Source organism: Chitinophaga filiformis (genome assembly GCF_021646545.1).
GTDB lineage: Bacteria > Bacteroidota > Bacteroidia > Chitinophagales > Chitinophagaceae > Chitinophaga > Chitinophaga filiformis_A.
The window spans coordinates 927,196-953,260 of the sequence record NZ_JAKIRP010000001.1; the positions used below are offsets into that span (position 1 = coordinate 927,196).

The 26,065-nt window shown below is 45.9% G+C and carries 23 protein-coding genes; 9 read left to right on the plus strand and 14 right to left on the minus strand.

Annotated features, from left to right (window positions below):
• Positions 1 to 224 precede the first annotated feature (224 nt).
• The 7 genes from L3C95_RS03840 to rlmD form a co-directional block, all read right to left on the minus strand.
• Entirely contained in the window at positions 225 to 845 is a 621-nt protein-coding gene (locus L3C95_RS03840; protein WP_236385375.1) for a DNA-3-methyladenine glycosylase family protein, read from the minus strand.
• 109 nt (positions 846 to 954) lie between these two features.
• A complete protein-coding gene (locus L3C95_RS03845; protein ID WP_236385376.1) occupies positions 955 to 1,944 on the minus strand; it encodes a M28 family peptidase in 990 nt (329 codons plus the stop codon).
• A 31-nt stretch (positions 1,945 to 1,975) separates the two neighbouring features.
• Complete coding sequence (gene cysS / locus L3C95_RS03850; protein ID WP_236385377.1) at positions 1,976 to 3,478, minus strand: cysteine--tRNA ligase; 1,503 nt, start codon at positions 3,476 to 3,478, stop codon at positions 1,976 to 1,978.
• Between the two features lie 78 nt (positions 3,479 to 3,556).
• Positions 3,557 to 4,672: an endonuclease/exonuclease/phosphatase family protein gene (locus tag L3C95_RS03855; RefSeq protein ID WP_236385379.1), complete on the minus strand. Its 1,116-nt coding sequence runs from the start codon at positions 4,670 to 4,672 to the stop codon at positions 3,557 to 3,559.
• A 298-nt stretch (positions 4,673 to 4,970) separates the two neighbouring features.
• The gene (locus L3C95_RS03860) at positions 4,971 to 5,723 is read right to left on the minus strand and encodes a rhomboid family intramembrane serine protease (protein WP_236385381.1); all 753 of its coding nucleotides are present in this window, start codon (positions 5,721 to 5,723) and stop codon (positions 4,971 to 4,973) included.
• An 18-nt stretch (positions 5,724 to 5,741) separates the two neighbouring features.
• The gene (locus L3C95_RS03865; RefSeq protein WP_236385382.1) at positions 5,742 to 6,572 is read right to left on the minus strand and encodes a rhomboid family intramembrane serine protease; all 831 of its coding nucleotides are present in this window, start codon (positions 6,570 to 6,572) and stop codon (positions 5,742 to 5,744) included.
• Between the two features lie 13 nt (positions 6,573 to 6,585).
• The gene (gene rlmD, locus L3C95_RS03870) at positions 6,586 to 7,998 is read right to left on the minus strand and encodes a 23S rRNA (uracil(1939)-C(5))-methyltransferase RlmD (RefSeq protein ID WP_236385383.1); all 1,413 of its coding nucleotides are present in this window, start codon (positions 7,996 to 7,998) and stop codon (positions 6,586 to 6,588) included.
• Between the two features lie 82 nt (positions 7,999 to 8,080).
• Here rlmD and L3C95_RS03875 point away from each other — a divergent pair, with 82 nt between their 5' ends.
• The 4 genes from L3C95_RS03875 to L3C95_RS03890 all read left to right on the plus strand — a co-directional run bounded on the left by L3C95_RS03875 (position 8,081) and on the right by L3C95_RS03890 (position 11,987).
• On the plus strand, positions 8,081 to 9,487 hold the full coding sequence (locus L3C95_RS03875) for a redoxin domain-containing protein (protein WP_236385384.1): 1,407 nt from the start codon (positions 8,081 to 8,083) through the stop codon (positions 9,485 to 9,487).
• 117 nt (positions 9,488 to 9,604) lie between these two features.
• Positions 9,605 to 10,300, plus strand: coding sequence for a porin family protein (locus L3C95_RS03880; RefSeq protein ID WP_236385385.1), 696 nt, complete (start codon positions 9,605 to 9,607; stop codon positions 10,298 to 10,300).
• Between the two features lie 137 nt (positions 10,301 to 10,437).
• Positions 10,438 to 11,055, plus strand: a complete 618-nt coding sequence (locus L3C95_RS03885) for a porin family protein (RefSeq protein ID WP_236385386.1) — start codon at positions 10,438 to 10,440, stop codon at positions 11,053 to 11,055.
• A 230-nt stretch (positions 11,056 to 11,285) separates the two neighbouring features.
• A complete protein-coding gene (locus tag L3C95_RS03890) occupies positions 11,286 to 11,987 on the plus strand; it encodes an outer membrane beta-barrel protein (RefSeq protein WP_236385387.1) in 702 nt (233 codons plus the stop codon).
• A gap of 288 nt (positions 11,988 to 12,275) precedes the next feature.
• Here the strand turns inward: L3C95_RS03890 and metF are convergent, their stop codons facing one another.
• Positions 12,276 to 13,229, minus strand: coding sequence for a methylenetetrahydrofolate reductase [NAD(P)H] (metF, locus tag L3C95_RS03895; protein WP_236385388.1), 954 nt, complete (start codon positions 13,227 to 13,229; stop codon positions 12,276 to 12,278).
• Between the two features lie 213 nt (positions 13,230 to 13,442).
• On the opposite strand from metF, the gene lptB reads away from it, so the two are divergent.
• From lptB to fabG, 3 genes are all read left to right on the plus strand, one after another.
• A complete protein-coding gene (gene lptB, locus L3C95_RS03900; RefSeq protein ID WP_236385390.1) occupies positions 13,443 to 14,207 on the plus strand; it encodes an LPS export ABC transporter ATP-binding protein in 765 nt (254 codons plus the stop codon).
• Between the two features lie 89 nt (positions 14,208 to 14,296).
• Positions 14,297 to 15,763 (plus strand): GH3 auxin-responsive promoter family protein, encoded by a 1,467-nt coding sequence (locus L3C95_RS03905; RefSeq protein ID WP_236385392.1) that lies wholly within the window; start codon positions 14,297 to 14,299, stop codon positions 15,761 to 15,763.
• A gap of 30 nt (positions 15,764 to 15,793) precedes the next feature.
• Positions 15,794 to 16,543: a 3-oxoacyl-[acyl-carrier-protein] reductase gene (gene fabG / locus L3C95_RS03910; protein ID WP_236385393.1), complete on the plus strand. Its 750-nt coding sequence runs from the start codon at positions 15,794 to 15,796 to the stop codon at positions 16,541 to 16,543.
• A 70-nt stretch (positions 16,544 to 16,613) separates the two neighbouring features.
• Here the strand turns inward: fabG and L3C95_RS03915 are convergent, their stop codons facing one another.
• Positions 16,614 to 17,504, minus strand: a complete 891-nt coding sequence (locus tag L3C95_RS03915; protein WP_236385395.1) for an SMP-30/gluconolactonase/LRE family protein — start codon at positions 17,502 to 17,504, stop codon at positions 16,614 to 16,616.
• A 205-nt stretch (positions 17,505 to 17,709) separates the two neighbouring features.
• Between L3C95_RS03915 and L3C95_RS03920 the strand changes: the two genes are divergently transcribed.
• Positions 17,710 to 19,179: a hypothetical protein gene (locus L3C95_RS03920; protein ID WP_236385398.1), complete on the plus strand. Its 1,470-nt coding sequence runs from the start codon at positions 17,710 to 17,712 to the stop codon at positions 19,177 to 19,179.
• 22 nt (positions 19,180 to 19,201) lie between these two features.
• Complete coding sequence (locus tag L3C95_RS03925; protein WP_236385399.1) at positions 19,202 to 20,254, plus strand: nucleoid-associated protein; 1,053 nt, start codon at positions 19,202 to 19,204, stop codon at positions 20,252 to 20,254.
• Between the two features lie 248 nt (positions 20,255 to 20,502).
• Here the strand turns inward: L3C95_RS03925 and ricT are convergent, their stop codons facing one another.
• The 5 genes from ricT to radA all read right to left on the minus strand — a co-directional run bounded on the left by ricT (position 20,503) and on the right by radA (position 25,987).
• Positions 20,503 to 21,963, minus strand: a complete 1,461-nt coding sequence (ricT, locus tag L3C95_RS03930) for a regulatory iron-sulfur-containing complex subunit RicT (protein ID WP_236385401.1) — start codon at positions 21,961 to 21,963, stop codon at positions 20,503 to 20,505.
• 128 nt (positions 21,964 to 22,091) lie between these two features.
• On the minus strand, positions 22,092 to 23,231 hold the full coding sequence (locus L3C95_RS03935; RefSeq protein ID WP_236385403.1) for an ATP-binding protein: 1,140 nt from the start codon (positions 23,229 to 23,231) through the stop codon (positions 22,092 to 22,094).
• A gap of 9 nt (positions 23,232 to 23,240) precedes the next feature.
• Entirely contained in the window at positions 23,241 to 23,771 is a 531-nt protein-coding gene (locus L3C95_RS03940; RefSeq protein ID WP_089829740.1) for a glutathione peroxidase, read from the minus strand.
• Between the two features lie 99 nt (positions 23,772 to 23,870).
• Complete coding sequence (locus L3C95_RS03945; RefSeq protein WP_236385404.1) at positions 23,871 to 24,560, minus strand: ComF family protein; 690 nt, start codon at positions 24,558 to 24,560, stop codon at positions 23,871 to 23,873.
• A gap of 56 nt (positions 24,561 to 24,616) precedes the next feature.
• Positions 24,617 to 25,987: a DNA repair protein RadA gene (gene radA / locus L3C95_RS03950; protein WP_236385405.1), complete on the minus strand. Its 1,371-nt coding sequence runs from the start codon at positions 25,985 to 25,987 to the stop codon at positions 24,617 to 24,619.
• Positions 25,988 to 26,065 lie beyond the last annotated feature (78 nt).

A 26,065-nucleotide genomic window follows, 5' to 3' on the forward strand; every position in this document is an offset into this window, starting at 1 on the left:
TTACTGTCTCGAAGGTACAGGATGAAGAGTAGTGGTGCATGTAATAGGCGCCGCCTGGTGAAGTACTGTCACTTTTCAGAGAGGTAAGTCAGGCACTACCGCCTTAAAAAAGAGTTGTTTTAGTTTTAGATATAAGCATTGGGTTAGTTAGTATTAACGTAAATCCCTGCCTTCTCCTGGGCGGGGATATTTTTTTGTACCATTCTCATGGTCAAGCTTTATGGTTACGCCGTTGGCTTCATATCCTTCCAGGCCCATAAATAACGGCACGCGTAAGTTCTGTAAGGAGACCATTTACCAGAGATCTTCAGTAGTTTTTCCTTAAAAGCTTTCTTATCCGTGTTATCGAGTTTGTAGATCTTAATCATCGCCTGCTGTAAGCCCCAGTCATCAATGGCAAAGACATCTTCCCGCCCCAGATAGAACATGAGCAGCATCTCCACCGTCCATCTGCCCACACCCTTGATCTGTGTGAGATATTTGATCACTTCCTCATCCGGCATTTTCTCCAGCTGTTTGTCTGTCAGTTGCTCTTCTACCGCAAAGCGTGCCACATTGTGTACGTAGCTCACTTTGGCATTCGAAAGACCTATAGCCCTTAGCGTGGGCGCCGGCGTATCCACGATTTGCTGTGGAGAAGGTTCCTCTCCGCCGTACAATGCCAGGAAGCGTTCATAGATCACAGTGGCGACCTTCACACTCAGTTGCTGGCTCATAATGGATGCTATCAGCCTTAACGCAATATTCTTACGCTTCGTCAACGCTGGCAGAGGATTGGCCATTATAGCCGCAAGTTTTTTGTCTTTACTGAGATGTACCAGATGTTCTTCAGCGGATTGTTTCATAGATCACGATTAAAAAATACACCTTGATAAAAAAGGAATGCTCCTGATGAAGCAAGGTATTAAATTTTGCATCACCAGGAGCATTGCCGGAAGGCTACTTCGGAATTATTTAGTATTCGAAAGGTTGCTTATAAATAACTTCAAGAATAGTTTGTCCTACTACCTGTAAAGTGCGTTTGTCGATCACAGTCATGTTGTCGTTGGTAGTATGCCAGTGTGGAACAAAGTTACCGTTCGGCTGTAGCGCAATAACATCAAAAGTAGGAATGTTAGCTATAGTATTGACATAAACATGATCGTCAGTGATGCCGGCGCCGATATTCTCATAGCGGAAGTAATCGGAATATCCCAGGCGGTTAGCTACGTCCCAGAACATCTTCATCGGACCATATGCATACTGCTGGGAGCCCGCTTCCATATAGAACTGTGAAGCACGGCCGCCAACCATATCGAGCAGGATACCGTAGTTCGCTTTATAACCTCTTACGTGCGGATTTCTCGCCCAGTATTGTGTACCTAAACAGAAGCTATTTTCCTCTTCGCTCACTCCCGAGTCTTCCACGTCTGTCAGCAATATATCAATACCTGCCTGTGGTTTTTGCGCATGAAGCTGACGGGCTGTTTCCAGCAGTACACCTACACCACTGGCGCCATCGTCGGCACCATCCAGTTGCTTTGTTTTATCGAAGGCGTCCTGGTCTGCGTACGGGCGGGTATCCCAGTGGGAAAGCAGCAGGATACGCTGTGTAGCCGCCGGATTAAAACTGGCGATGATATTGATACAAGGAAGTGATACTTTCTTTGGACCAATCACATTCGTACGTTGTACATACACGGTATCTGCCAGTGGTTTCAATTGAGCGATCAGCCAGTCTGCACATTTTTTCTGGGCAGGCGTATTTGGAATACGGGGGCCGAAGCTTACCTGTTTGGCAGTATAGGCATATGCGCTGTCTACGGCAAACACAGGTACTTTTACATTAGATGCAGCCGCCTGCTGTGCGTTATTGGCGTCTTCCTGCTGGTTGGTTTTGGCCGGTTGCTTACAGGCAAGCGCGAACAATGCGAGGCCTGCAGCAATGCTGAGTATTTTGTACATATTAACAAGTGGCTGTTTGATCATAACGGCTTTACTGTATGGAGTAGGTCATACTACCATCTTTTTCATCTTTCAGTTGTATACCTACAGCTAACAGCTGATTGCGGATCTTGTCGGAGGCAGCATAGTCCTTGCGGCTTTTTGCCTCTTTACGCATTTCAATAAGCAGTTGTATTACGCCATCCAGCTTACTGTTGTCAGTGTTAAGTGTTTCTGGTTGCAGGCCCAGTATTTCGATGAGGAAGGTGCTCCAGGTCTTTTGTAACAACTGGAATGTTTCTTCACTCAGCTCGTGCATTTTCACTTGCCCACCCTTTATGGAATTGATCACAGGGGCCAGTTCAAATAAATTCGCCAGTACTTTGGCCGTATTGAAGTCATCGTTGAGGAACTCGTGGCATTCATGGCACCAATCGCGAACCTGTTTATCCAGTTCTTCATTTACCGGCTGGCCGTTTGCCGGAGTATAAGTGAGTTTCTGTAGTACTTCGTAAGCTGACCATAAACGGTGTAACCCCTTCTCTGCCGCCTGCAGGGCTTCATTGGAAAAATCAAGCGTACTGCGGTAATGCGTTTGTAATACGAAGAAGCGAATGGTCATTGGGCTGTAGCCTCTTTCCAGCAAATGGTGATTGCCGGTAAAGAGTTCTGTCAGCTTGATGGTATTGTTATAAGCTTTACCCATCTTACGACCGTTAATGGTGATCATGTTGTTGTGCATCCAGTAACGGGCCATCAGTTCGCCATGGGCGATCTCACTTTGTGCTATTTCGCACTCATGGTGAGGGAATTGTAGGTCCATACCTCCGCCGTGAATATCGAACTGTTTACCGAGGTATTTGCTGCTCATGGCAGAACACTCAATATGCCATCCGGGGAAACCTTCACCCCATGGGCTGGGCCAGCGCATAAGGTGCTCGGGCGGGGCGTTTTTCCAGAGGGCAAAGTCCACATTATTTATTTTTTCTTCCTGATTTTCCAGCTCACGGTTGGAGCTTTCCAGCATGTCTTCCAGTACACGTCCGCTCAGAATGCCATAGTCATGGGTTTCGGCGTACTTCTTCACATCAAAGTATACAGAGCCATTCCTTTCATAGGCATAGCCTTTTTCCATGATCGTTTTGATCATTTCGATCTGCTCAATGATATGACCGGTAGCGGTGGGTTCTATACTGGGTTCCAGACAGTTGAAGCGATGAAATGCCCAGTGGAACAGGTTGGTATATTTCTGTACCAGTTCCATAGGTTCCATCTTTTCCAGCTGGGCGCGTTTGGCGATCTTATCTTCCGCCTCACGGCCTTCTTCCTCAAAGTGGCCGGCATCTGTGATATTCCTTACATAGCGTACCTTATAACCGAGATACTGAAGGTACCGGTAAACAACGTCAAAAGTGATATACGGGCGGGCATGACCCAGGTGTGATTCCCCCGATACGGTAGGACCACATACATACATACCGACATGTCCGGGATAGAGAGATGTGAATACTTCCTTTTGCCGATGTAGCGAATTGTATATTTTAAGCTCAGACATATCAGAAAATTTCAGAGAGTGTAAGCTACACTTCCTTTTGTTAGGATTGCAAAGATAATTATTGTTTCGTGAGTGACATTACCGCGAGGGACTAAGATTGGCGATCACGGGATAATGATCGGAAAGGCCGGAGTTAATCATTCGGAATGAATTGACTCTGAATGATTTGTCTGCAAATATGTAGTCTATTCTCAAGGTCGGGGCCAGTCCTGCATAAGTCCGGCCGATACCACTGCCCTTTCTCAGGAAGGCATCCTGTAAGGGCCCTCTGATAGTGAAGTATGTGTAAGATGCCGGTGTATCATTGAAGTCCCCGCACAGGATGACCGGGTAGGGGCTTGTCTTGACAAATGCAGCCACAATATCGGCCTGTCTGCTGCGGCCTACATAGGCGTCGCGCATTTTCTGAACAATGTTGCGGGTGGCCACCAGGCCGGTATCTTCCTGTTTCCTGATCTTTTCTATGGAACGGTAATCCCTTTCGTTGAACCGGTAAGAGGCCAGGTGCATATTAATAACACGGAAAGTATCACTCTCCCTTATAATATCTGCATAGATCAGGCTTTCGCTGAGGGGGCCCTGCGACAGTTTCAGCTTATCTGATTTTATGATAGGATAGCGCGAATAAATAATAGAGCCCCAATGCTGCATGCCATCCCGGTTGAAGTCGCTGGAAAAGAAACGGTAGGGCAGTTTCATTTCCCGGGAAATGTCCTCACGGTTATTGAAGTCGTTCTTCTTTTCAGACGTATAAAAATCCTGTATGCAGAGAAGGTCCAGTTCCTGTTTCTTGATCAGGGCAAACATCGCCTCCCGGTTGTATTTGCTGTCCTTTTCGCGATATAATCCAAACTGAGCCACATTATAGCTCATGATGGTCAGGCTGCCGGCAGGATTGGCAAATTGTTTCCCTGCTGTAGGATAATTGAATGCAATGAAAGCGGAAATGGACTTCCATCCGATCAGTATCGGCAGCATGGGTAAGAGACAGTATTTGAAATCGAAGAGTAGCCAACAGATAAAGAAGAGTATCAGGATCAGCAGCAACAATGGGAAAAGCAGGGTGATAAAACTGATAGGCCACCATTGTTCAGGAGATACATAAGGAGCCAGGCAGGCTACCAGAAAAAGGAGCACTACAATGGTGTTAACCGTTAGAAAGAAACCTTTTGTGAATAGCCTCAGAAATCTCAACTCCTATCGCATTTTTGCTTAAAGATAGGAGAAATGATGAATTCATCCGTTATAATGATAAGCTTGCCATTCAGGAAAATATGGAAACCCTTTCCAGGCGTAAATTGAATAAGCTCAGATCTGCAGGCTGATAGTGCCAGGATGTAAGCAATCCGCCGTATTGCATCAAAAAGAGAATGCGTTGTGTATGCAATAGGTTTTGTGCAGAAATGCATCCGGAAAGAAAAAAGAAAAGCCCTCCGGATGAAACTACGAATGACAGTATACCGGAGGGCCTGAATATAAAATATCGTTTATGTTATTTGACGATATGCAAATGTGTTTTCGGGTGGAACAGGTGCGTGATCCTGTGCAGGGTTTTGTTAAAGCCTGCTCCGAGGTCATTGCCTTTTTTCCACTGCTGCATATATAAAAAACCAGTTAAACCACCGCCGATCAGAGAAGGTACCATGGTCAGGTCATGGCCGTTAACTACATGTGTACCGAAATTAACGAACAGGAAGACAAGGGTGATGATCCAGAAGGGAATCGGCAGGTCAGGTAGTAGCCTGTATCTGGGCGCCACCACAGTTGCTCCGATGGCCAGGCCCATAATGGCCGCAGAAGCCCCCGTTGTGCTGGCAAATGGCTGCAGCTCCCGGAAAGATGGTATGAATTGCATGCCCAACAGATAAAACACGGCGCCTACGATTCCGCTCAGGAGGTACAGTGGCAGTACGCGCTGACGGCCTGCATGATTTTGCAGCATGGTGCCGAAGCAGGCCAGCCATATCATATTGCTGACGATCATCCAGAAACTGTCATGAACGAACATGGCAGTGACGAGTGTCCAGGGATTGTGCAGTAGTGTTGTAAAGCTGGCACGTAGCATCAGGTGGGACAATACATCGTCATGATAACGGGCCAGCGGATTGCCTTCCATGCGGTAGATGACTTCTGTGAAAAACAGCAGCGCGAATACGGTAATATTTATCAGCAAAAGCTGGATAACCATATTCTTTTCTTCTCCCAGGGACAGGGGAGTGGTATTCCTTTCCTCAACGTGCATCATGTCACAAGATCTTTTATGTTAATAAAAATGCCGGCGGTTATGCCTGTTCCACATCCTGAGCAGCAGGTAGCTGAAGAGTACTCCACCGAGGTGGGCGAAGTGGGCTACATTGTCTCCGGCTGAGTTCTGGATACCAGAATACAGTTCCAGGAGGATGAGGATCCCTACAAAGTATTTTGCCTTTAAGGGGAACAGGAAGTAAAGGTAAATGAGATTATTGGGAAACAGGTATCCAAATGCGAACAGCAGTCCGAATACAGCACCGGAGGCGCCAAGGGTAGCCGTGTCCGGGTACTCCAGCGCAAACTGGCGGATGAACGCTTTGGTATCGTTTATGACGCCGGGATCGTGCGGGAACTGGTAGAATATATTCTTTGTGCCTTCAGCCCGGAATGTGCCTGAGTCAAGGTCATAATGATTATCCAGCACTCTGAAATTAGAGATAGAAGGATCATTGAGGAAGGCCTTAACATCATGCGCCAGATTGACGTTTTCGTAGGTCAGCACGCCCATGTGGCAAAGCGCAGCTCCCAGACCACATACCATGTAAAAGATCAGAAAGCGTTTAGGCCCCCAGATGTTTTCCAGCGTAGCGCCAAACATCCAGAGGGTGAACATGTTCATGAACAGATGCCCCAGTGTGGCGTGCATGAACAGGTGTGTAATAAACTGGTGAGGCCTGAAGAGGTCCGACCCCCAGTAGTGTAACGCGAAAATATCGTCAATCCTGTTATTCCCGATGCTGCTCCCCAATGTATTCTGCGCAAGGAACACCAAACCATTGATGATCAGTAGGTTTTTGATCACCGTAGGGAGTATTTCAAATCTGCCGGGCCTGAACTCGCTCATTTCTCCTTATACTTTAATGATTAATTCTTTTCTCTAGCAACACCACGTTTTCGATGTGGTGTGTATGTGGGAACATATCCACCGGTTGTATCCTTTTGACACTGTACATAGCGTCCAGTAGCGCCAGGTCCCTGGCCTGTGTAGCAGGGTTACAACTTACATATACTATGCGGGGGGCAGCAATTTCGAGTAGCTTGTTGACCAGTTTTTCGTGCATACCGGCCCTTGGCGGGTCTGTGATCACGACATCTGGTTGCCCGTGTTGGGCAAAGAAAGCGTCATTGCAAATATCCACTACATCTCCGGCAAAGAATTGTGCATTGTTCACGTTGTTGCGGGCAGCGTTTTCAATAGCGTCGTCAATCGCCTCTTTTATCAGCTCTATACCGACTACCTTGCCTGCCTGCCGGGACACAAAAATACCAATACTGCCTGTACCACAATAGAGATCGTAAACAATTTCTGTTCCTGTTAATCCGGCAAACTCTCTGGTTACCTGGTACAATGCCTCACCCTGGTAGGTATTGGTCTGGAAAAAGGATTTAGGACCTATTTTAAAAGTAAAATCTTCCAGTTTCTCTTCCACGTATCCCTTTCCGAAGTAGACCTTCGGTTCCAGGTCGAAAATAGTATCGTTCAGCTTGGGATTGATCGTATACAACACGGAGGTGATGCCGGGAACAGTAGCCAGCAGGTGGTCCAGCAGGGCTTCTCTGTCCTTTTTATGCTCATGATGGATCACGAGATTGACCATTACCTCACCGGTGGTACAGATCCTGATGACCAGGTTACGCAGCCATCCTTCCTTGGCACGGATGTCATAAAAGGAGAGCTGGTTGGCCAGCGCATATTCCCGGATGGTGTTCCGGATGGCGTTGACCGGTTCTGCCTGCAGATAACAGGTATTGATGTCGAGAACCTTGTCGAACAGCTTCGGTACGTGAAAGCCCAGCGCATTCTTCTGGGGAATGCTGCCATCTTCATTCAGTTCCTCTGCAGGGAGGTATGCTTTATTGCTGAAGGTGAATTCAAGTTTATTGCGGTAATGCGTGGTATGCCGGGAGCCCAGGATGGGTTGCATAGGCGGCAGTTCCAGTTTACCGATACGCTGCAGGTTGTCGGCCACCTGCTGTTGTTTGTATTCCAGCTGCAGGGAATAAGGCAGCATCTGCCATTTGCAGCCGCCACAGTTACCAAAATGTTCACAGAAAGGGTCAACACGGTTAGACGCTATAGAATGGAAACGGATGGCCTTGCCCTCTGCCCAGTCTTTTTTGTTCTTACCAAGACGTACGTCCACCACATCTCCCGGTACAACGCCGCCTTCAATAAATACCACTTTGCCATCTATCCGGGCCAGTGCCTTCCCCTCTGCTGCATAAGCGCTTACAGGGACTTTTTCAAGAATAACATTTTTTTTCCTCACGGGTGCAAAGGTAGGATTTTAGCTGATCACTGATTTTGTGAAATTCCCTTTTCCTTGCTACTTTTACAGTAACCGATACCCTATGCGTAAACTCATGTTATTACTCGCCTGCATTTTCTGCCACTGGCAGCTACAGGCGCAGGGCTACCAGCTTACTTTCCAGTTAAAACAATATACCGGAGGGCAATTATGTCTTGCCCACTATATGGGTAAGAGCTTTTACATGGCTGATTCCGCCCAGATCAATGCGCAGGGCGTTGCCGTGATGAAGAACAAGGAAGCACTTCCCGGTGGTATTTATATCGTGCTGCTTCCCGGCAGGCAACGCTATTTTGAAATGCTGCTCGATAATAAAGACCAGCAGTTCTCTGTTAGCATCGATACAACAGACCTGATCAACAAGACCGTTTTCAAAACTTCCAAAGAAAACGAAATCTTCCAGTCATATAATAAGTTCCTGTCGAAGGAAATAGCGCCACAGGACAGGCAGCTCAATGCCATGCTGGCCAAACGTACGGCGGCGGACAGTGCGGCGGCCAAATCTTTACAGCAGGAATTGGGCAAGAAACTTCAGAACTTCCGTAACGGCATTGTGGCAGAACACCCCAAAAGTCTGCTGACCAGCATCTTCAGGGCTATGAAAGATCCTGAGGTACCACCAGCGCCCGCCGGCGCAGATTCCAGCTTCGGCTACCGTTATTACAAAGCGCACTATTGGGACAGTGTAAACCTGACTGACGGCAGGTTGGTAAGAACAGATATTATAGAGAAGAAACTGAACAGGTATTTCACACAGCTGGTCGCGATGGATCCTGATTCCATCATTGCGGAAGCAGACAATATTGTCGCGAAGACCAGGAAAGATAAAGAAATGTTCAAGTTCGTGGTATGGTGGCTGACCTATAACTACGAAACCTCCAAATATATGGGTATGGATGCCGTATTCGTACACATGGTAGAGAAATACTACGTATCTGGCGAAGCATACTGGCTGAAGGATGATCAATTGAACAAGATCATCTCCCGGGCCTATGCCATGGCGCCTAATCTGATAGGACAACAGGCGCCGCCACTGGAAGTGAAGGACACTTCCCTCAAGCCAGTCTCCCTTTATACTACAAAAGCTAAATATACTGTCCTCGTTTTCTGGGACCCTACCTGTGGTCACTGTAAGATAGAAGTTCCCAAACTCGATTCCGCCTTCAATGCCAGCTGGAAAAACAAGGGAGTAGCCCTGATAGGTTTTAAAACAGAAGGCACCAAAGATGAATGGCAGTCCTTCATTAAAGAGCACAAGCTCAATGGATGGATCCATGCATGGGACCCTGATGCCAAGAGCAATTACCGCCGTCTTTACGATGTATACAGCACACCCGTGGTGTATCTGCTGGATGAAAAAAAGAAGATTCTGGCCAAAAGATTGGGGGTTGAACAGCTCAATGATTTCCTTGAAAAGATGGACACGAAGGACGGAACAGTCCGCAAATAATCAGATATAAAAAATATTATCTATTGTAATTCACTTGTTTGCAGCCAGATAAGTTTGCTGCGAACTGCTTTGGCATAGTCTTTGGAATTTTGATGTTGTAATCAAATTGTTAAGATTATGAAAAAGATTATCCTTTCGTTTGCGGCCCTTGCAATTTCTTTTGGAGCAATGTCTCAGGTGCGCGTTGGTGTGAAAGGTGGTTGGAACCTTTCTAACATTTCTGTAAACAATAATGGTTCGGTAGATAACGACCGGTCATTATCAGGTTACCATATCGGTGTTATAGCGGATGTTCCGTTGGTGCCAAGAATACTCTCCCTCCAGCCGGGAGTGTTCTATACTACTAAAGGTGCTAAACTGGAATCCGGAGACAAAGATAACAGCACTACCGTTCCTTACAGGAAATATACAACCCGACCCCAGTACATTGAGATTCCTTTAAATGTTGTTGGTAAGATACCTGTTGGTACAAATACCAGGCTGTTTGCCGGTATAGGCCCTTACATGGCATTTGGTGTGGCAGGTAAGAATAAAGTGTCTACCACGCTTGCAGGAGTAACTACCAGCACAGAGTCTAACATTAAATGGGACGACGACACCCCATTCCATGACGGAGATCCTAACCAGGGACTGGACAAGTACAAGAGGTTTGACTGGGGTGGTAATGTCCAGGTAGGTGCAGAGTTCAGGAACTTCCTGGTGTCAGCACAGTATGGACACGGCTTTGGTAAAATTAACTCCGGTGGAGAAGACAGCAGAAATGACAAGAATAAGAACAGAGTGTTCAGCGTGTCTTTAGGTTATCTGTTCTAATCGTCTGACGGCAATTAAGTCACTTTTTTTAACCGGGCGTAAACAGGCAACGCCTACTAATAACAAACAATAGCTAAGAAGTTGGTATAGCATCCTTTAACGCCTGTAGGATGCTATACCCAAAACCAAAGAACCATATGAAAAAGGTATTATTATCCATTGCCGCACTGATGATTGCAGGCATTACTTTCGGCCAGACAAAATTCGGTATCGTGGCAGGACCCAATTTCTCAAGTGCAACCACTAAAAGTGCTACAGGTAACAAAGAAACCGGCGATCTGATAGTTGGTGTAAGAGCCGGAGTTACCGCTGATTTACCGCTGGCAGATGAATTCTTCATTGGTACAGGCTTACTATATGCTGGTAAAGGCAGCAAGACCAGCGACAACCTGAAAACGACGCTGTCTTATCTGCAGGTGCCTATCAACTTCCTGTTCAAACCAGAAGTAGGCGCCGGTTGGCTGAACCTTGGCGCCGGTCCTTATGTTGCTTATGGTCTGGGTGGTAAACACAAAGGTACCGTTGGTAACGTATCGGCAGAATGGAAAGCTTTTGACGATGAATCAACTATTATCGGCGGCAAGCTGAAACGTTTTGATGCTGGTCTGGGTATTGTGGCTGGCTATGAAATGAAAGCCGGTCTGTACCTCGGTATCAACGCTGATCTGGGCCTGGTGAATGCGTATGATAACACTGACAATGATCGTAGCTGGAGAAACACCTCTTTTGGTGTGTCTGTAGGTTATAAATTCTAAGGCAAGCAATATTTTGATAAAGAGTCCTTCCCGTCACTGACGGGGGGACTTTTTTAATTTTTTCGAAAGTTTCCCCCTTTTGTTGAGAATGCTCAATATTTAATCCAATTTGTGAGTATTTAGGTTATTTTTATGCCCGTATTTATGACGGGAACACCCCGTGTTATGAACCCTGGAAGACCCTATTAAGAGGACAATGCCACACATTATTACAACACAACGTAAAACGCATGAGTAAATTTTTTACACTCTTTCTTTTAACGCTGTTAACTTCCCTATTGCCACTTTATGCCCAGGTAAGCCTTGGATTAAGAGGTGGTTACACTGTATCTGCCACACAGATAAAAAACAGCCAGGGATATAAAAGTAACAGCCTTGGTACCAGCAGCCAACTAACGAATTTGCATGCTGACCTGATTATCAACGTGCCTGTCTACAAGAAACTCTACTTTCAGCCCCTGGTGAGATACATTACCAAAGGTGCTTACCTCCGCCCGCTACCTTCCAAACAAGGCATATTTGTAGAATCAGCCAATCAGCTTAAACTCCATTACCTGGAAGTGCCATTGAATATGGTGCTCAAATTCCCGGTTTCTCTGGGTAAGATTGTAATCGGAGCTGGTCCCTATGCGGCCTATGGACTGAGCGGTACCTACGACCTCGACCTTATGTACAATGGGTCTGTTGTTAGCACGGATTCACATTCAATTGAATTCAATTATAAAGACAGGGGCATTGCTCCAGGAGCACAGTTAAGCAGATTTGATGCAGGGGCCAATCTGATGTTCGGACTGGAGTTTAATAATCTAATGGTGTTTGGCGCCAATCTGAGCCGCGGATTGTTGAATCTTGACCGGACATCTTCTGCAAAGATTACAAACAGCTACTTTTCGATGAGCCTTGGCGTGCTGTTGAACCGGGAAGATTACTAAACGATAAAAAGCATTCAAAATATACTGGGGAGTTCCTGAAAGGGGGCTCCCTTAATTTTTTAAGGCGTAATAGGGGTGGTGTCTGATATAACCGTCTTAGGGATTGATAATTCACTACAATTATCAGCAACAAAAATGACAAAAAGTGTGACAGTTATTCGGACATGCTGCTACGTTTCCACGTAATGGCATTTTTATCAGGAAAAACGGTTACCATTCTATTATAAAAAAGCGGTCAGCCCCAGGGCTGACCGCTTTCCTTTATAAACTGCGGCTAATTATTCTCTTTTATACCACTGCTTCAACCGCCTTACGGATCACATTAGGTTTACCCAATGTGTAGTAGTGCAGTACGGGCACGCCAAAAGCCTTCAATTCTTTTGACTGTTGTATCAGCCACTCGGTACCTACGGCTTCCACTTCTTTATCTGTCTTACATTTCAGGATCTCGTTGGCAAGATCAGCCGGAATGTCTACATGGAAGGTACGTGGCAACACGGTCAGCTGTTTGCGGGTTGTGATAGGCTTCAATCCCGGGATAATTGGTACGGTAATACCCATTTCGCGGCATTTGGCCACGAAGTCAAAGAACTTCTGGTTGTCGAAGAACATCTGTGTCACAATATAGTCGGCGCCGTTTTCTACCTTTTTCTTCAGGTAGCTCATATCAGTTTGCATATTAGGCGCTTCAAAGTGTTTCTCAGGGTAACCTGCCACACCTATGCAGAAGTTTGTTTTTACGCCACCCTGCAGGTCTTCCTCCAGGTAGATACCATTATTCATATGCATAACCTGCTGTAGCAGTTCGTCTGCATAACGGTGCCCATGTGGTTCAGGTTCAAAAAAGGTCTCATTTTTGGGCGCATCTCCCCGCAATACCAGCACATTGTCCACACCCAGGAAATTGAGATCGATCAGCGCGTTTTCGGTTTCTTCCCTGCTGAAACCACCACAGATCAGATGTGGAACTGCGTCTACGTTATAATGGTTCATCAATGCCGCGCAGATGGCTACTGTGCCGGGCCGTTTACGGATCTCCACCTTTTCAAAGGTGCCGTCGCCCCTTTTCTTAAACATATGCTCACTTCTGTGGTAAGTAACGTTAATGAAGGCTGGCTTGAATTCCATCAGCGGATCAAGGTGTTCGTATATAGAATCGATACTCTTACCTTTAAGGGGCGGTAGGATCTCAAAGGAGATCAGCGTATCTTTTGCCTGCGCAATATGTTCTGTTACTTTCATAGTAGAAATAAAAGTGAGCTTAAGTTAATGCCGGGCAAAAATAATACATCCATTAGAATTATCATCTGATTTTTCGCTAAATGGCCGAATATTTTAATACATTGTACTCCATTCATAGATAAAAAATGTAGCGATCTTGCACAAATTGAGGGACTGACGACAGTTAGATGTTGAAAGCTAAATGAAAAGTGTATTTTTGCTAAGTTTGAACATATGGCATTAAAAATACATACAGATCAACTGGTAAAGCGCTATGGTCACAGGACCGTAGCTAACCATGTATCTGTAGAAGTGACACAAGGAGAGATAGTGGGATTGCTTGGTCCTAACGGAGCAGGTAAAACAACCACATTCTATATGGTAGTGGGGCTGATCAAGCCTGACGAGGGACAGGTGTACCTGGATGAGGTGAATATCACAAAGCTGCCAATGTACAAAAGGGCAAAGATGGGAATTGGCTATCTGCCGCAGGAAGCTTCTGTATTCCGTAAGCTGAGTGTGGAAGATAATATTTCCGCCGTGCTGGAAATGACGAACCTGAAGAAAGCAGAGCAGAAAGAAAAGCTGGAAAGCCTGCTGGAAGAATTCCGTCTTACCCATGTGCGCAAAAGCCCCGGAGATGTATTGAGTGGAGGCGAACGCCGGCGCACGGAAATAGCGCGCGCCCTTGCGGTAGATCCTAAGTTCATCCTGCTGGATGAGCCTTTTGCCGGTATCGACCCCATAGCCGTAGAAGACATTCAGTCAATCGTTGCCCGTCTTAAATACAAAAACATAGGGATCCTCATAACAGACCATAACGTACAGGAAACACTCTCCATCACCGACAGGGCTTACCTTCTCTTTGAAGGAAAGATACTCAAGGCCGGTACTGCAGAAGAGTTAGCCGAAGACGAACAGGTAAGAAAAGTGTATCTTGGCCAGAATTTTATTTTACGTCGTAAGAATTACCTGGACGAAGCTGCTAAACAACAATAAACTACTACGCTCCTGATCCTATTATGAGAATATTAAGTCCTGCAATATCACAATTGGCACGTTTGCGTATGGGGCGCATAGAATATTTTATGCAATACCCCCAGCAGGTGCAGCAGCAGGTGTTCCAAAACCTTATCAGCGCCGCTCAGTATACCGAGTTTGGCAAGCAATATGGCTTTTCACAGATATATAAGATAGACGAGTTCAAGCAACGGGTACCTATTCATAATTATGATACTCTGAAGCCTTATATCCAGCGATTGATGGAAGGGCAGCAGAACATCTTATGGAATACGCCGATCAAATGGTTCGCTAAATCGAGCGGTACCACTGCCGATAAAAGCAAGTTTATACCAGTCTCTGTGGAGAGCCTGGACGACTGCCACTATCGTGCCGGCCGTGACGTATTATCACTGTACTATAATAACTTCCCTGACTCCCGCCTGCTGACCGGTAAATCGCTGGTAATAGGTGGTAGCCACCAGGTGAATAAACTGGATGCTGAAAGTGATTCCTACTTTGGCGACCTGAGTGCCGTGATGTTGCAAAACATGCCTTTCTATGGCAATATGATCCGTACGCCCGACCTTTCCATTGCCCTAATGGACGAATGGGAAGAAAAGATAGAGCGTATGGCCAATGCCGTGATACATGAGAATGTCACTTCCATAGCCGGTGTTCCTACCTGGACACTGGTATTGATCAAACGTATATTCGAGATCACCGGAAAAGATAACCTGGCCGATGTATGGCCTAACCTGGAACTATATATGCACGGTGGCGTAAGTTTTACACCGTACCGGGAGCAGTTTAAAAAACTGATCCGTAAACCGGACATGTATTACCAGGAGACCTATAACGCTTCTGAGGGCTTCTTTGCCGCACAGGACGTAATAGGGGAGGAAGGCCTGCTCTTATTTCTCAATCACGGCATTTTCTATGAGTTCATGCCTATGGAGGAATATGGCAAACCATGTCCGCAAACCCTGCAACTGCAGGATGTGGAAATGGGTAAGAACTATGCCCTCGTCATTAGTACTAATGGAGGACTGTGGCGTTACCTGGTAGGTGATACCGTACAATTTACTTCCCTCGCACCTTTCCGCGTACGGGTAAGCGGACGTACCAAGTCATTTATCAATGCCTTCGGCGAAGAGTTGATCGTAGAGAACTCTGATGTAGCCATCGCCAAAGCCTGTGAGGTGACCGGCGCCGTGATGAACGACTATACTGCGGCCCCTATCTATTTTAGCGATAGCGAAGCTGGTGGTCATGAGTGGCTGTTAGACTTTGATGTGATGCCTGGAAACCTGGAACAGTTTATTGATGTGTTGGATAATACCCTTAAATCCATCAACTCTGACTATGAGGCCAAACGTCATAAAGATATGGCGCTGCGCCGCCCTGTAGTACATGTTTTGCCCAAGGGCACCTTTACCGACTGGTTGAAGAGTAAAGGTAAACTGGGTGGTCAGCATAAAGTACCCCGCCTCAATAACGAGCGGCAGCATGTGGAAGAAATTCTTAAATTCGCCGGCATCACTGGCAAAATCTAAATTTAATCATCTAACAACTATTACGTCTATATGAAATTACTGGAGAACAAAGTAGCTATTGTAACAGGTGCCAGCAGAGGTATAGGGGAAGCTATCGCGATCAAATTTGCTGAAGAAGGTGCAAACGTTGCATTCACATATCTTAGTTCTGATGAAAAGGCCAAAGCACTGGAACAAAAGCTACAGGCAATGGGTGTAAAGGCAAAAGCCTATAAATCCAATGCAGGCAGTTTCGAAGAGAGCGAGGCGCTGATAAATGATGTACTGAAAGAATTCGGCGCTATAGATATCTGCGTGAATAACGCCGGTATTTCCAAAGATAACCTGCTGCTGCGTATGAGCCCGGACCAGTGGGATGAAGTAATGGACGTGAACCTGAAGAGTGTTTATAACATGACCAAACATGTGATCCGCCCGATGATGAAGGCAAAGAGCGGTTCCATTATCAATATGAGCTCCATTATCGGAATGAAAGGTAACGCAGGCCAAAGCAGTTATGCTGCTTCCAAAGCTGGTATCATCGGCTTTACCAAATCTATCGCAGCTGAACTGGGTAGCCGCAACATCCGTTGTAATGCAGTAGCTCCTGGTTTCGTTGAAACGGATATGACCCACTACCTGAAAGATGGAGACGGCGCGAAGAACTACCTGTCTCAGATTCCGCTGGGTCGCTTCGGTAGCACTGAAGACATCGCTAACGTATGTCTGTTCCTGGCTTCCAACATGGGAGCTTATGTAACCGGCCAGGTGATCAGCGCCTGCGGTGGACTGAATATGTAGTATATAATATTTGATCAGGGATCAGGAATTGAATGCAGCATTGCTCTCTCAGTTCCTGATCCCTGATTGTTTAATATCGTTTTCCCGGAGTCTCCACCCTGAATGTTTCCATACACTTCCTGTCCTGCAGCGTCACAAACACAGTTTTACCGTCCTTGCCTCCAAAAGTGAGATTGCTGCACTGTTTACCTTTCAGCGGAATTTCCCGTACTTCTTTACCTTCTGGGGTTAACACAACGATAACTCCTTTTCCCCAGCGGGCTACATACAGGTTGCCTGCCTTGTCACATTTCATACCGTCAAAGCCATAGTCAGGGAATTCGGCAAACAGCTTTTTGTTGCTGATATTACCTTCCTTATCCACATCGAACTTCCAGATCTTACGCTGAACGCTTTCATTTACGTACAGGGTCTTTTCATCCGGGCTTAGCTCGATCCCATTGGCAGTTCCCATATTGCCGTCCAGGAGTACGGCTTTACCGCCTTTATCAATACGCCAGATCTGTCCTTTGCTGTTTTTCCAGTCAGGATCTGATGCGAAGAGCACATCCTTCTTACTGATACAAAGGTCATTTGGCTGGAACATTTTATCTGAATGCGCATAGACGCTTACCTTTTTTGTCTTCATATCCACTTCCAGTACATTGTGCCCTTTGAAGTCCGGCAGGTACATATTCCCTTTGCTATTGAACTGGATGCTGTTTGCGATGCTGCTATCGGGTAATGTCACGAATACTTCCCCGCTACCGTCTTTTGTGCTGATCTTTCCGATGGTACCGTCCTTCAGGTAGTTCACCACGTAGAGATTGCCGGCCTTATCAAAGTTGGGCCCCTCAATGTTGACAGAGAACATGTTTTCTTTTGTAAGATCCTGCGCCTGGTACAATGCCGTGGATTTGTCCTGTGCCATGACTGCACAACCGGCTGTTAATGCCAGTAATAAACAGATATGCTGCTTCATGATAAAAGATTACGTTGAGGTATCAAGTTAAGAAAAGAAAGGAGTAATTGAACGCATAATGAGACAAAATTGACCGTTGCTACGCCTTCACAGGCTAAAATGCGTCAAATAACTACCGTTCAAAAATATAGTAATCAAGCTATTAATATATTAGAGAAGTACTTATATATTTGTAAAGTTATTAGTCCTGTGTAAACGTCCTATTATGTTTAGAGTTATACCTATTGTTTGCTTGCTGGGGTTGATCCTTCACTCATCATGTAACAACAGCTCTCAACCCGCTGCCGTTAAACAGAATAAGAGCATCAATATTGCGCCTATTGTGCCGGATAGTGTAATGAAACACCTGGATTTCATCAACGGATTGACCCAGTTGAAGTTACCCTATCCGAATGCTTACGAGCTGAAGGAAATAAAAGATTATGCCCATTACCTGGGTACCGACACCTTTCAGCGGGTAACGGCAGGCCGCTTTGCTACCGTCAATGGATTTACCCCTGTAATCTATGCCTGTGAGATCAATGATCATGAGAAGAGAACTTACCTGGTCGTATATAACGACAACGGTGCAGAGAAATCCCGCCTGCAGATAGCTGCCAACGTAAGCAGGGAACGGGGAGAAGAGGAAGACGCCGTTGTGGCTGTAAAGGATACCACCTCTACGGAGTTTACCAACCAGTGGTTCTATATAGGACTGGATTCCCTGATTGAAGTAAGAGCCCGGCATTCCACTTATGTGCAGGCTAGTCAGAAAGTGAATACATCCCTGCGTTTTTATAAAATCAGCCGTAAAGGAACAATAAAGGAAGTACCAAAGGAGAAAGACTCTTTTGAGAAGTATGCTAACCGTTTCCCGGAACATAAATTACCCGCCACACTGGATACCGTCAGTACAAAAGAGTTGAAAGCTGTATCCAGGCTTACGCCTTATTACGACTTTAAGGAAGAAAGCCCGGATCCTTTATATGCATTGGGCAGATTGGACATAGCAGGAAGGGCAACGGCCTTGTTATATGCCAGAGACACCATCTACCTGGATGAAGGATTGACTTATCCGGAGGTAAAACTGATCACCTATAAGAAAGGTAAAGAGGTGGACAGGCTCGTGGTGTACGGCGGCAGATTGGGAGAACATTCAGAAACTATCTACAGAAAATGTATGGTGGACAAAGATGCCAGCATTAATCTGCAGGAAGAAGATATGAGGGAGCTGGATAGCAGTTTCCGCTTCAAGACGGTGTACAATATGCAGTACGAGGTGCTACCCGGTGGTAAGATCATCGGCCGGCAGGCCACGTCTATTGTACATAGCTCTAAGCTGTACAATGAAAAGGCACTTATTAAATATTTCAAAGGCAAACGGGGAAATCATCACTATGCTTCGTTGTTCCATATCCGGGCCAAAGACAATATTCTGGTAGGGCTGCATGAGTTTAATAAAGGTGGGGAAAACTTCCTGGAGTTCTTAACGGTGAACAAGGATAATAAGATTATTGACAGATACATCGTCTACAATAATCTGAAGAAACAGAAACTGGCAGACGTGAAGGCGAAACAAATGGAGAACAGGGAGGGTGATTACAATGACAGGAGAGGAAGGCTCACCTGCGATGCAATTATCAAATTGACAGGTAAAGAACTGCACATTACGCCAGGGGGGAAATTTGTGAAATAGTTTTCACTATTTTCGCCGGGCCATGATACATGTTTCAGACTTTAAAGACCTTGAACACCTTTCAATACATAAGGTAGGAAATGCCTCACAGGAAGAACCGCTGATTTGCTCGCAGGCGCCGCTAGAGTTGCAGGACGAAACGATCAGCCAGCTGTTGCTGACGTATTTTATACAGCCGTTTACCAACAGCGCGGAGTACTTCCGTTTTTATCATGAGGCTGATTTACAATTAAATGAGATATTTCAATACTGTCGCCGTATCTTTGAAAACAGGGACAATTTTCACGAGCAATCAGTAAATATTGCCAGGCATCTATACAAGCATTCCACTCATCCAAAGATTAAGGGTGGAGAATTATACATTGCGTACTTTAGTAAGTGTCAGGTGGATGGAGAAGACGTCGAGGCGATAGGTATTTTCAAATCCGAGAACAGGGATACTTATCTCAAGGTATTTCTGGCCAATGACAACTATGAGGTGAACTATGAAGATGGGATCAATATCAATAAACTTGATAAGGGTTGCCTGGTGTGTAACACCGAAGAAGAAAATGGGTACAAAGTCAGCATAATAGACAGCATCAGCAAACAAAACGAAGCAGTTTACTGGAAGGATGCATTCCTGCAGGTACAACGCCGTGAGGACAGCTATCACCAGACAGAACTGGCGGTGAACATGTGTAAGAAGTTTATCCACGATAAACTGCCCGGCGAATACGAGATAAGCCGTGTAGATCAGGTGGACCTTCTTAACAAATCAGCAACCTATTTCAAGGAAAAAGAGCAGTTCCAGCTGGATGATTTTGCACAGGAAGTATTGGGCCATCCTGATGCCATCGCGTCATTCAAGGAATATAAAGAGCAGTTTCAACAGGAGTTTCAGCAAGAGTTCCCCGACGAGTTTGATATTTCATCTCCTGCTGTAAAGAAACAGCAAAAGGTTTTTAAGAGCATACTGAAGTTGGACAAGAACTTTCACATATATATTCATGGTAACAGAGAAATGATCGAGCGTGGTTTTGATGAGGCTACCAATTTGTATTACTATAAGTTATTGTTTGAAAACGAAACTTGATCTATCTTTTTTTCATAAGCAAAAACCAATTATTAAACAAAGGCTGTTCTTCCGGGCGGCCTTTTAGTGTATAGGATCCGGGAACGTTCCCACGCGAGCAATCTCTAGTTGTGCAAGGTTGATACACTATTGCTATTGTGGGCGATGGATGTTTTCGGTAGATCATGCTGAAGCCGTTCCTGCAATGCGCTAAATAAAAAAGCGCATCATGTTACTGATGCGCCTTCTCAATGTATTAAACTGATATTTTATTTCTGTTTTTCGCGGGGTTTCGGTGGCCTGTTTTGTCCTCCTCCTCCCTGTTGTTTAGGATTGTTAGGATTATTCTTGTCCTGCTGCGGTTTAGGCCCATTTGGCTGATTACGCTGTTCCTGCTTCTGCTTGGGAGCATGTTGCTGCGGGCGTTGTTCCTGTTTAGGCTTTTGTTGCTGCTGCTGTGGACGATTATCCTGTTTCTGCGGCCGGTTCTCCTGCTGCTGTTTTTGCTGTTGTGCAGGACGGTTCTGGTTGTCACCTTTACCCTCCTGTTTTTTGTTAGCCGGCTGCTGCGGTTGTTGCTCCTGTTTCTGTTTATGTTTCTGTTTTTCCTTGTCTTTGTGTTTACGTTTCTGGGAAGCTTTTTCCAGGGAACGTAAGCTGATCTGTCCTACAACATCTGCGAAGCCAAGGTCAGTTTCTTTCGGTTTCACCGTCACAACTTCCACAGGTTTCAGGTCTTCCGGCCTGATATTCTGCTTGTTCAGCTGGCGTATCTCTTTCACGCGGGCAATAGTAAGCGGATATTGCTTATTACTGTCGCCGTAGGAGTACCACATCAGGTTTTTGAAGATATCTCTCTTCTGAAGGGTAGCCACGCCATTGACGGTTTCGATACTGTCTGCATCTTCAGGGAATTCCTTCAGTGCATCCAGGTAAGTGTCCAGTTCATAGTTCAGGCAGCATTTCAGACGGCCGCACTGGCCGGAAAGTTTTGCCTGATTAATTGACAGATTTTGATAACGGGCAGCGGTGGTATTAACGCTCTTGAAGTCAGTCAACCAGGTAGCGCAGCAAAGTTCTCTTCCGCAACTGCCGATACCGCCAACTTTTCCGGCTTCCTGGCGGGCGCCTATCTGGCGCATTTCCACCTTTACACGGAATTCACCGGCGTAGAGTTTGATCAGCTCACGGAAATCCACCCTATCGTCAGCGGTGTAGAAGAAAGTGGCTTTACGGCCATCAGCCTGGATTTCCACTTCTGCGAGTTTCATTTCCAGACCAATACTGCGGGCTATGGCCCGGGCCTTGATGAGGGCGTCCTTTTCGCGGGCCTTGTTATCGTTCATCCGCGCAAGGTCTTCATTTGTGGCGCGACGAAGTACCTTTTTAACTTCGGGGGTATCTTCGATACGCTTTTTCTTCATCTGTAACTTAACCAGTTCGCCTGTGAGGCTGATCTGTCCGATGTCGAAACCACTGACGCCTTCTACAGTTACCATTTCTCCTTTATCGAGCAACTGTTTGGTGGTGTTACGGAAAAAATCCTTTCTGCTACCGTTGTTGAAACTTACTTCTATAATATCAAATGGTGCTAAGCTGTCACTTAAGGGAATATTGGCCAGCCAGTCAAATACATTCAGCCTGTTACAGCCTCCACTACTGCATCCTCCATTGCTTTTGCATCCTGACGGCTTCCCCTCTGCACCTGTACCACATCCGGCACAAGCCATATTAATCGATTTAAATTATTAATTGAAATACATCCGGGCATTGGACCGGATGCCTTAATATATATAATTCCTCCCTATTACATATAGGGTCGGAATTAACAAAGATAACGGAAAATGCCCTTAATATGTCATATTGCCGGAATCGGCCTCTTTTTAAAGATATACTGCAATTTCACTGAAAGTGCATGAAACAGCAATTTGGCGTTCGCATTGCGCTCTATATAATAGCAGGCATTGTCCAGTTCCTGCATGATCTGCTCCATTTGCTGAAGATCTGCCAGCTTTTGCAGCTTCGCCGCAAAGTCCGATTCCTCATCTGAAAAGGCCAGCTGGCTTTTATCAATATACTTCAGCCGCAGGGTATGCTCCAGGAGGTTGATGAAATAACGCAGGAACTGTTTCTGGTTCTCGCGTCCCATTTTGGTGCTGGCGATGCCTTCTATCCAGCCCTGGAGAGCTACCCGGTTGCCCGTGAAAATGTAGTTGAGCCAGTTGCGCAGCAGTTCATGATAGTCGTCGTCTGAATGCTGGAGCATGTACAAGGCCTCCCGGTAATTGCCGGCAGCGATGGTTGCAGCCTGTCTGGCCTTGGCCGCTGGTATCTGTGCCCGGTTGATGAGTGCATCTATCATTACCTCTTTCGGCAGTGGATTCACTTTGATCAGATGTGTGCGGGAGAGGATGGTGGCCAGGATCTGCTCCTGGTTTTCTGCCACCAGCAGAAAAATAGTATTGTCTGGTGGTTCCTCTATCAGTTTCAGCAGCCTGTTGCCCTCGTTGCCAAGGTATTCAGGCATCCACATCAAAAGTATCTTATAGGTGCTCTCAAAGCTTTTCAGACTCAGTTTGCGGATAATGTCCTGGCACTCTGTAGCGGTAATGTTCCCCTGTTTATTCTCTGCTCCGATGAACTGTAACCAATCATATGCATTGCCATAAGGCTGGGCGTCGACAAATTCCCGCCACTCGGCAGCGTAATCGGAACTTACCGGTTTATCGCCCGGTTTACGGGGAATAACCGGATAAGAGAAATGTATATCAGGATGCATGTACTTACCTGCTTTCACGCAGGACGCACATTTGCCACAAGCCCCATCCGGCTGTCTGTCTTCGCAGACGAGGTATTGCGCAAACGCAAGTGCCAGCGGAAGTCCCCCGGTTCCTTCAGGCGCCAGTATGATGTTGGCGTGGCTCAGGCGGTGCTGTTCCGTGGACTTTATTAATTGTTGTCGTATATCTTCCTGACCTATGACATTCGAAAAAAGCATGAACGCAAATTAGTATTTCTTTTCTATCGCGGCCGTTACTTCAGGGGAAAGAGGTTGGGTTTTAGGTGAGAACACGGCTACCAGGTTACCTTTTTCGTCCAGCAGGTACTTCTGGAAGTTCCATTGTACTTCTGACGGTTCGAGGTGTTTGGCTTTACTTTCAGCCAGCAGCCATTTATAGATAGGGTGGATGTCATTGCCTTTTACTGAGATCTTGGCAGCCATCGGGAAGGTTACTGCATACTTCTTGGTGCAGAACTCATGGATTTCAGCGTTGGAACCCGGTTCCTGTGAGCCGAAATTATTGGCAGGGAAACCGATGATCACCAGGTTCTTTTCGTATTTCTTGTATAGTTTTTCCAGATCAGCGTACTGAGGGGTGTTTCCACACATAGAGGCGGTGTTTACGATCAGGATCTTCTTTCCTTTATAGTCTGCAAAATTGATCTTGCCTCCATCAACGCCATCTACTTTGAAGTCATATATAGCTCCGCTCTTCATGAATAATAGTATTGAAATCAACAGTGTCTTCAGTGTCATATAATTAGAATTGTAGAGTGAATGTAAAAACAGTGAGCAAATAAAATTAAGTAAAATATTGTATATAAGGTGTTAATGATAAGCGGACTCCTTGCTATTTTAATGGTGAGCAAAGGCCAGCGTATAAATGCTTACAGCGGCTCCGGCACTCACCAATAAACTGCTGCATGCTTCGAGGGTAGCACCGGTAGTAAGCACATCGTCAATGAGCAGGACATGCTGGTTTTTCAGCTGGTCGGTTTGTTTGATAGAAAAGACGCCCGATACATTCTGCCAGCGCAGCAGGCGGCCCTTATTGGTTTGCGAGGGGGAATAGTTGTTCCTGAAAAGTATGTCTTCCATGACCGGTTTTCCTGTTATAGTGGCAACACCATTGGCGAGAAGCATGGCCTGGTTATATCCCCGTTGCTGCAGTTTGGCGGGATGTATGGGAACAGGAATGATGTTGGTGATTTCGTATAGCCACTTGCTTTGCAGCAGGATATTGCCCATTTGCTTACCTAAATGAGTGGCGATGTCGTCCCGCTGATTGTATTTAAACTGGTAAATGAGTTGCTGTAATAAAGAAGACTTCCGGTAATAGTAAGCAGCCATGGCATGCCGGATATTCACTCTTCCCCAGAAGATCTTTTCCACCGGATTGCCGGGCAGGTGCTGATAGCCGGTAAGCGGCAGCCGGCGCTGACAGCGAAGGCAAAGGACCTTTTCGGTACGGGTAAGGTCTGTACCGCATCCATCACAGGTATGCGGATAGAATAGATCTAACAGCGGGGATAACAGGTTTTTCATTTTTCAGGTATGGGTAGTTAGCTACTGAAAATAATGAAAACCTGATAATCAGAAAATTAAAAGAGGGCTCTGTATACTTCATCCACCCGCCCAACGGGCACTACTTCAATATTGAACTTGCTGAAATCAGTTCCCTTTTTATTGTAGCGGCTGATGAAGATCTTTTCGAAGCCCAGCTTTTCTGCTTCTGCAATACGTTGTTCTATCCGGTTCACAGCGCGGATCTCTCCGCTGAGGCCTACTTCTCCGGCAAAGCAGATCTTGCTGCTGATTGACGCATCTTCATAAGAAGAAAGCAACGCACACAATACAGCCAGGTCAATAGAAGGATCTTCCACACGAATACCACCCGCAATATTGAGGAAAACGTCTTTGACACCGAAGTGAAAACCACCGCGTTTTTCTAGCACTGCCAGCAGCAGTTGCAGCCTGCGCAGATCAAAACCGGTGACGGTACGCTGAGGAGTGCCATATACAGACTGGGTTACCAGCGCCTGTACTTCTACCAGCATGGGACGCATGCCTTCCATAGTGGCGGCAATAGCCACACCACTCAGCTGATCTTCCCGTTGTGATATCAGTATCTCTGAAGGGTTGGTTACCTGTCTTAATCCGGCGCCGGTCATCTCATAAATACCCAGTTCCGCTGTTGATCCGAAACGGTTCTTGATAGTACGGAGTATGCGGTAAGCATAATGCTGATCGCCTTCAAACTGTAGTACGGTGTCCACCATATGCTCGAGTATTTTCGGTCCGGCGATGGAGCCATCTTTGGTGATGTGACCGATGAGGAATACAGGCGTATGGCTTTCTTTGGCAAAGCGTTGCATTTCAGCGGTTGTTTCCCTGATCTGTGATACGCTGCCGGGAGCAGATTCGATAAAAGGTGATTGTAGTGTTTGAATCGAGTCAACTATAACCAGTTGCGGACGTAGCTTCTTTATTTCCTGGAAGATGGTTTGTGTAGATGTTTCAGTCAGCAGATAGAACAGGTCATTTTTTACCTGTAATCTGTCTGCTCTCATTTTTATCTGCTGCGCACTTTCTTCGCCACTGATGTACAGGGTAGTGATGTCTTTGAGTTGCAATGCGTTCTGAAGGAACAGGGTGCTTTTACCAATACCAGGTTCACCTCCTACAAGTACCAAGGAACCCGGAACTATACCGCCGCCCAATACACGGTTTAGTTCTGCATCAGGTGTCAGCAGGCGGTCTTCCTCTATTCCGCTTACTTCAGAAAGGTTCACAATGTTATCTGATCTGCCGTTCTCTTTTTCAGGTTGCCAGTTGGTATTACGTAAAGGGATATCTTTTTGTACTTTCTCTTCAACGAATGTATTCCATTGACCACAACTTGGACATTTACCTGTCCATTTAGCTGATTCGTATCCACAATTCTGACAGAAGAACGCAGTTTTAATTTTCATGCAGCAAATTTAAAACGGAAATCATCGGCTCCGTAAAAAAGAAAAAATAAACGATGAAGCAATGATGAAAAAAATCAG

Excerpts from the sequence above, each read along its gene's own strand:
- L3C95_RS03840 (WP_236385375.1), bottom strand. The coding sequence starts at position 845 with ATGAAACAATCCGCTGAAGAACATCTGGTACATCTCAGTAAAGACAAA.
- L3C95_RS03845 (WP_236385376.1), bottom strand. The coding sequence starts at position 1,944 with ATGTACAAAATACTCAGCATTGCTGCAGGCCTCGCATTGTTCGCGCTT.
- cysS (WP_236385377.1), bottom strand. The coding sequence starts at position 3,478 with ATGTCTGAGCTTAAAATATACAATTCGCTACATCGGCAAAAGGAAGTA.
- L3C95_RS03860 (WP_236385381.1), bottom strand. The coding sequence starts at position 5,723 with ATGATGCACGTTGAGGAAAGGAATACCACTCCCCTGTCCCTGGGAGAA.
- L3C95_RS03865 (WP_236385382.1), bottom strand. The coding sequence starts at position 6,572 with ATGAGCGAGTTCAGGCCCGGCAGATTTGAAATACTCCCTACGGTGATC.
- L3C95_RS03875 (WP_236385384.1), top strand. The coding sequence starts at position 8,081 with ATGCGTAAACTCATGTTATTACTCGCCTGCATTTTCTGCCACTGGCAG.
- L3C95_RS03880 (WP_236385385.1), top strand. The coding sequence starts at position 9,605 with ATGAAAAAGATTATCCTTTCGTTTGCGGCCCTTGCAATTTCTTTTGGA.
- L3C95_RS03885 (WP_236385386.1), top strand. The coding sequence starts at position 10,438 with ATGAAAAAGGTATTATTATCCATTGCCGCACTGATGATTGCAGGCATT.
- L3C95_RS03890 (WP_236385387.1), top strand. The coding sequence starts at position 11,286 with ATGAGTAAATTTTTTACACTCTTTCTTTTAACGCTGTTAACTTCCCTA.
- metF (WP_236385388.1), bottom strand. The coding sequence starts at position 13,229 with ATGAAAGTAACAGAACATATTGCGCAGGCAAAAGATACGCTGATCTCC.
- lptB (WP_236385390.1), top strand. The coding sequence starts at position 13,443 with ATGGCATTAAAAATACATACAGATCAACTGGTAAAGCGCTATGGTCAC.
- L3C95_RS03905 (WP_236385392.1), top strand. The coding sequence starts at position 14,297 with ATGCAATACCCCCAGCAGGTGCAGCAGCAGGTGTTCCAAAACCTTATC.
- fabG (WP_236385393.1), top strand. The coding sequence starts at position 15,794 with ATGAAATTACTGGAGAACAAAGTAGCTATTGTAACAGGTGCCAGCAGA.
- L3C95_RS03915 (WP_236385395.1), bottom strand. The coding sequence starts at position 17,504 with ATGAAGCAGCATATCTGTTTATTACTGGCATTAACAGCCGGTTGTGCA.
- L3C95_RS03920 (WP_236385398.1), top strand. The coding sequence starts at position 17,710 with ATGTTTAGAGTTATACCTATTGTTTGCTTGCTGGGGTTGATCCTTCAC.
- L3C95_RS03925 (WP_236385399.1), top strand. The coding sequence starts at position 19,202 with ATGATACATGTTTCAGACTTTAAAGACCTTGAACACCTTTCAATACAT.
- ricT (WP_236385401.1), bottom strand. The coding sequence starts at position 21,963 with ATGGCTTGTGCCGGATGTGGTACAGGTGCAGAGGGGAAGCCGTCAGGA.
- L3C95_RS03935 (WP_236385403.1), bottom strand. The coding sequence starts at position 23,231 with ATGCTTTTTTCGAATGTCATAGGTCAGGAAGATATACGACAACAATTA.
- L3C95_RS03940 (WP_089829740.1), bottom strand. The coding sequence starts at position 23,771 with ATGACACTGAAGACACTGTTGATTTCAATACTATTATTCATGAAGAGC.
- L3C95_RS03945 (WP_236385404.1), bottom strand. The coding sequence starts at position 24,560 with ATGAAAAACCTGTTATCCCCGCTGTTAGATCTATTCTATCCGCATACC.
- radA (WP_236385405.1), bottom strand. The coding sequence starts at position 25,987 with ATGAAAATTAAAACTGCGTTCTTCTGTCAGAATTGTGGATACGAATCA.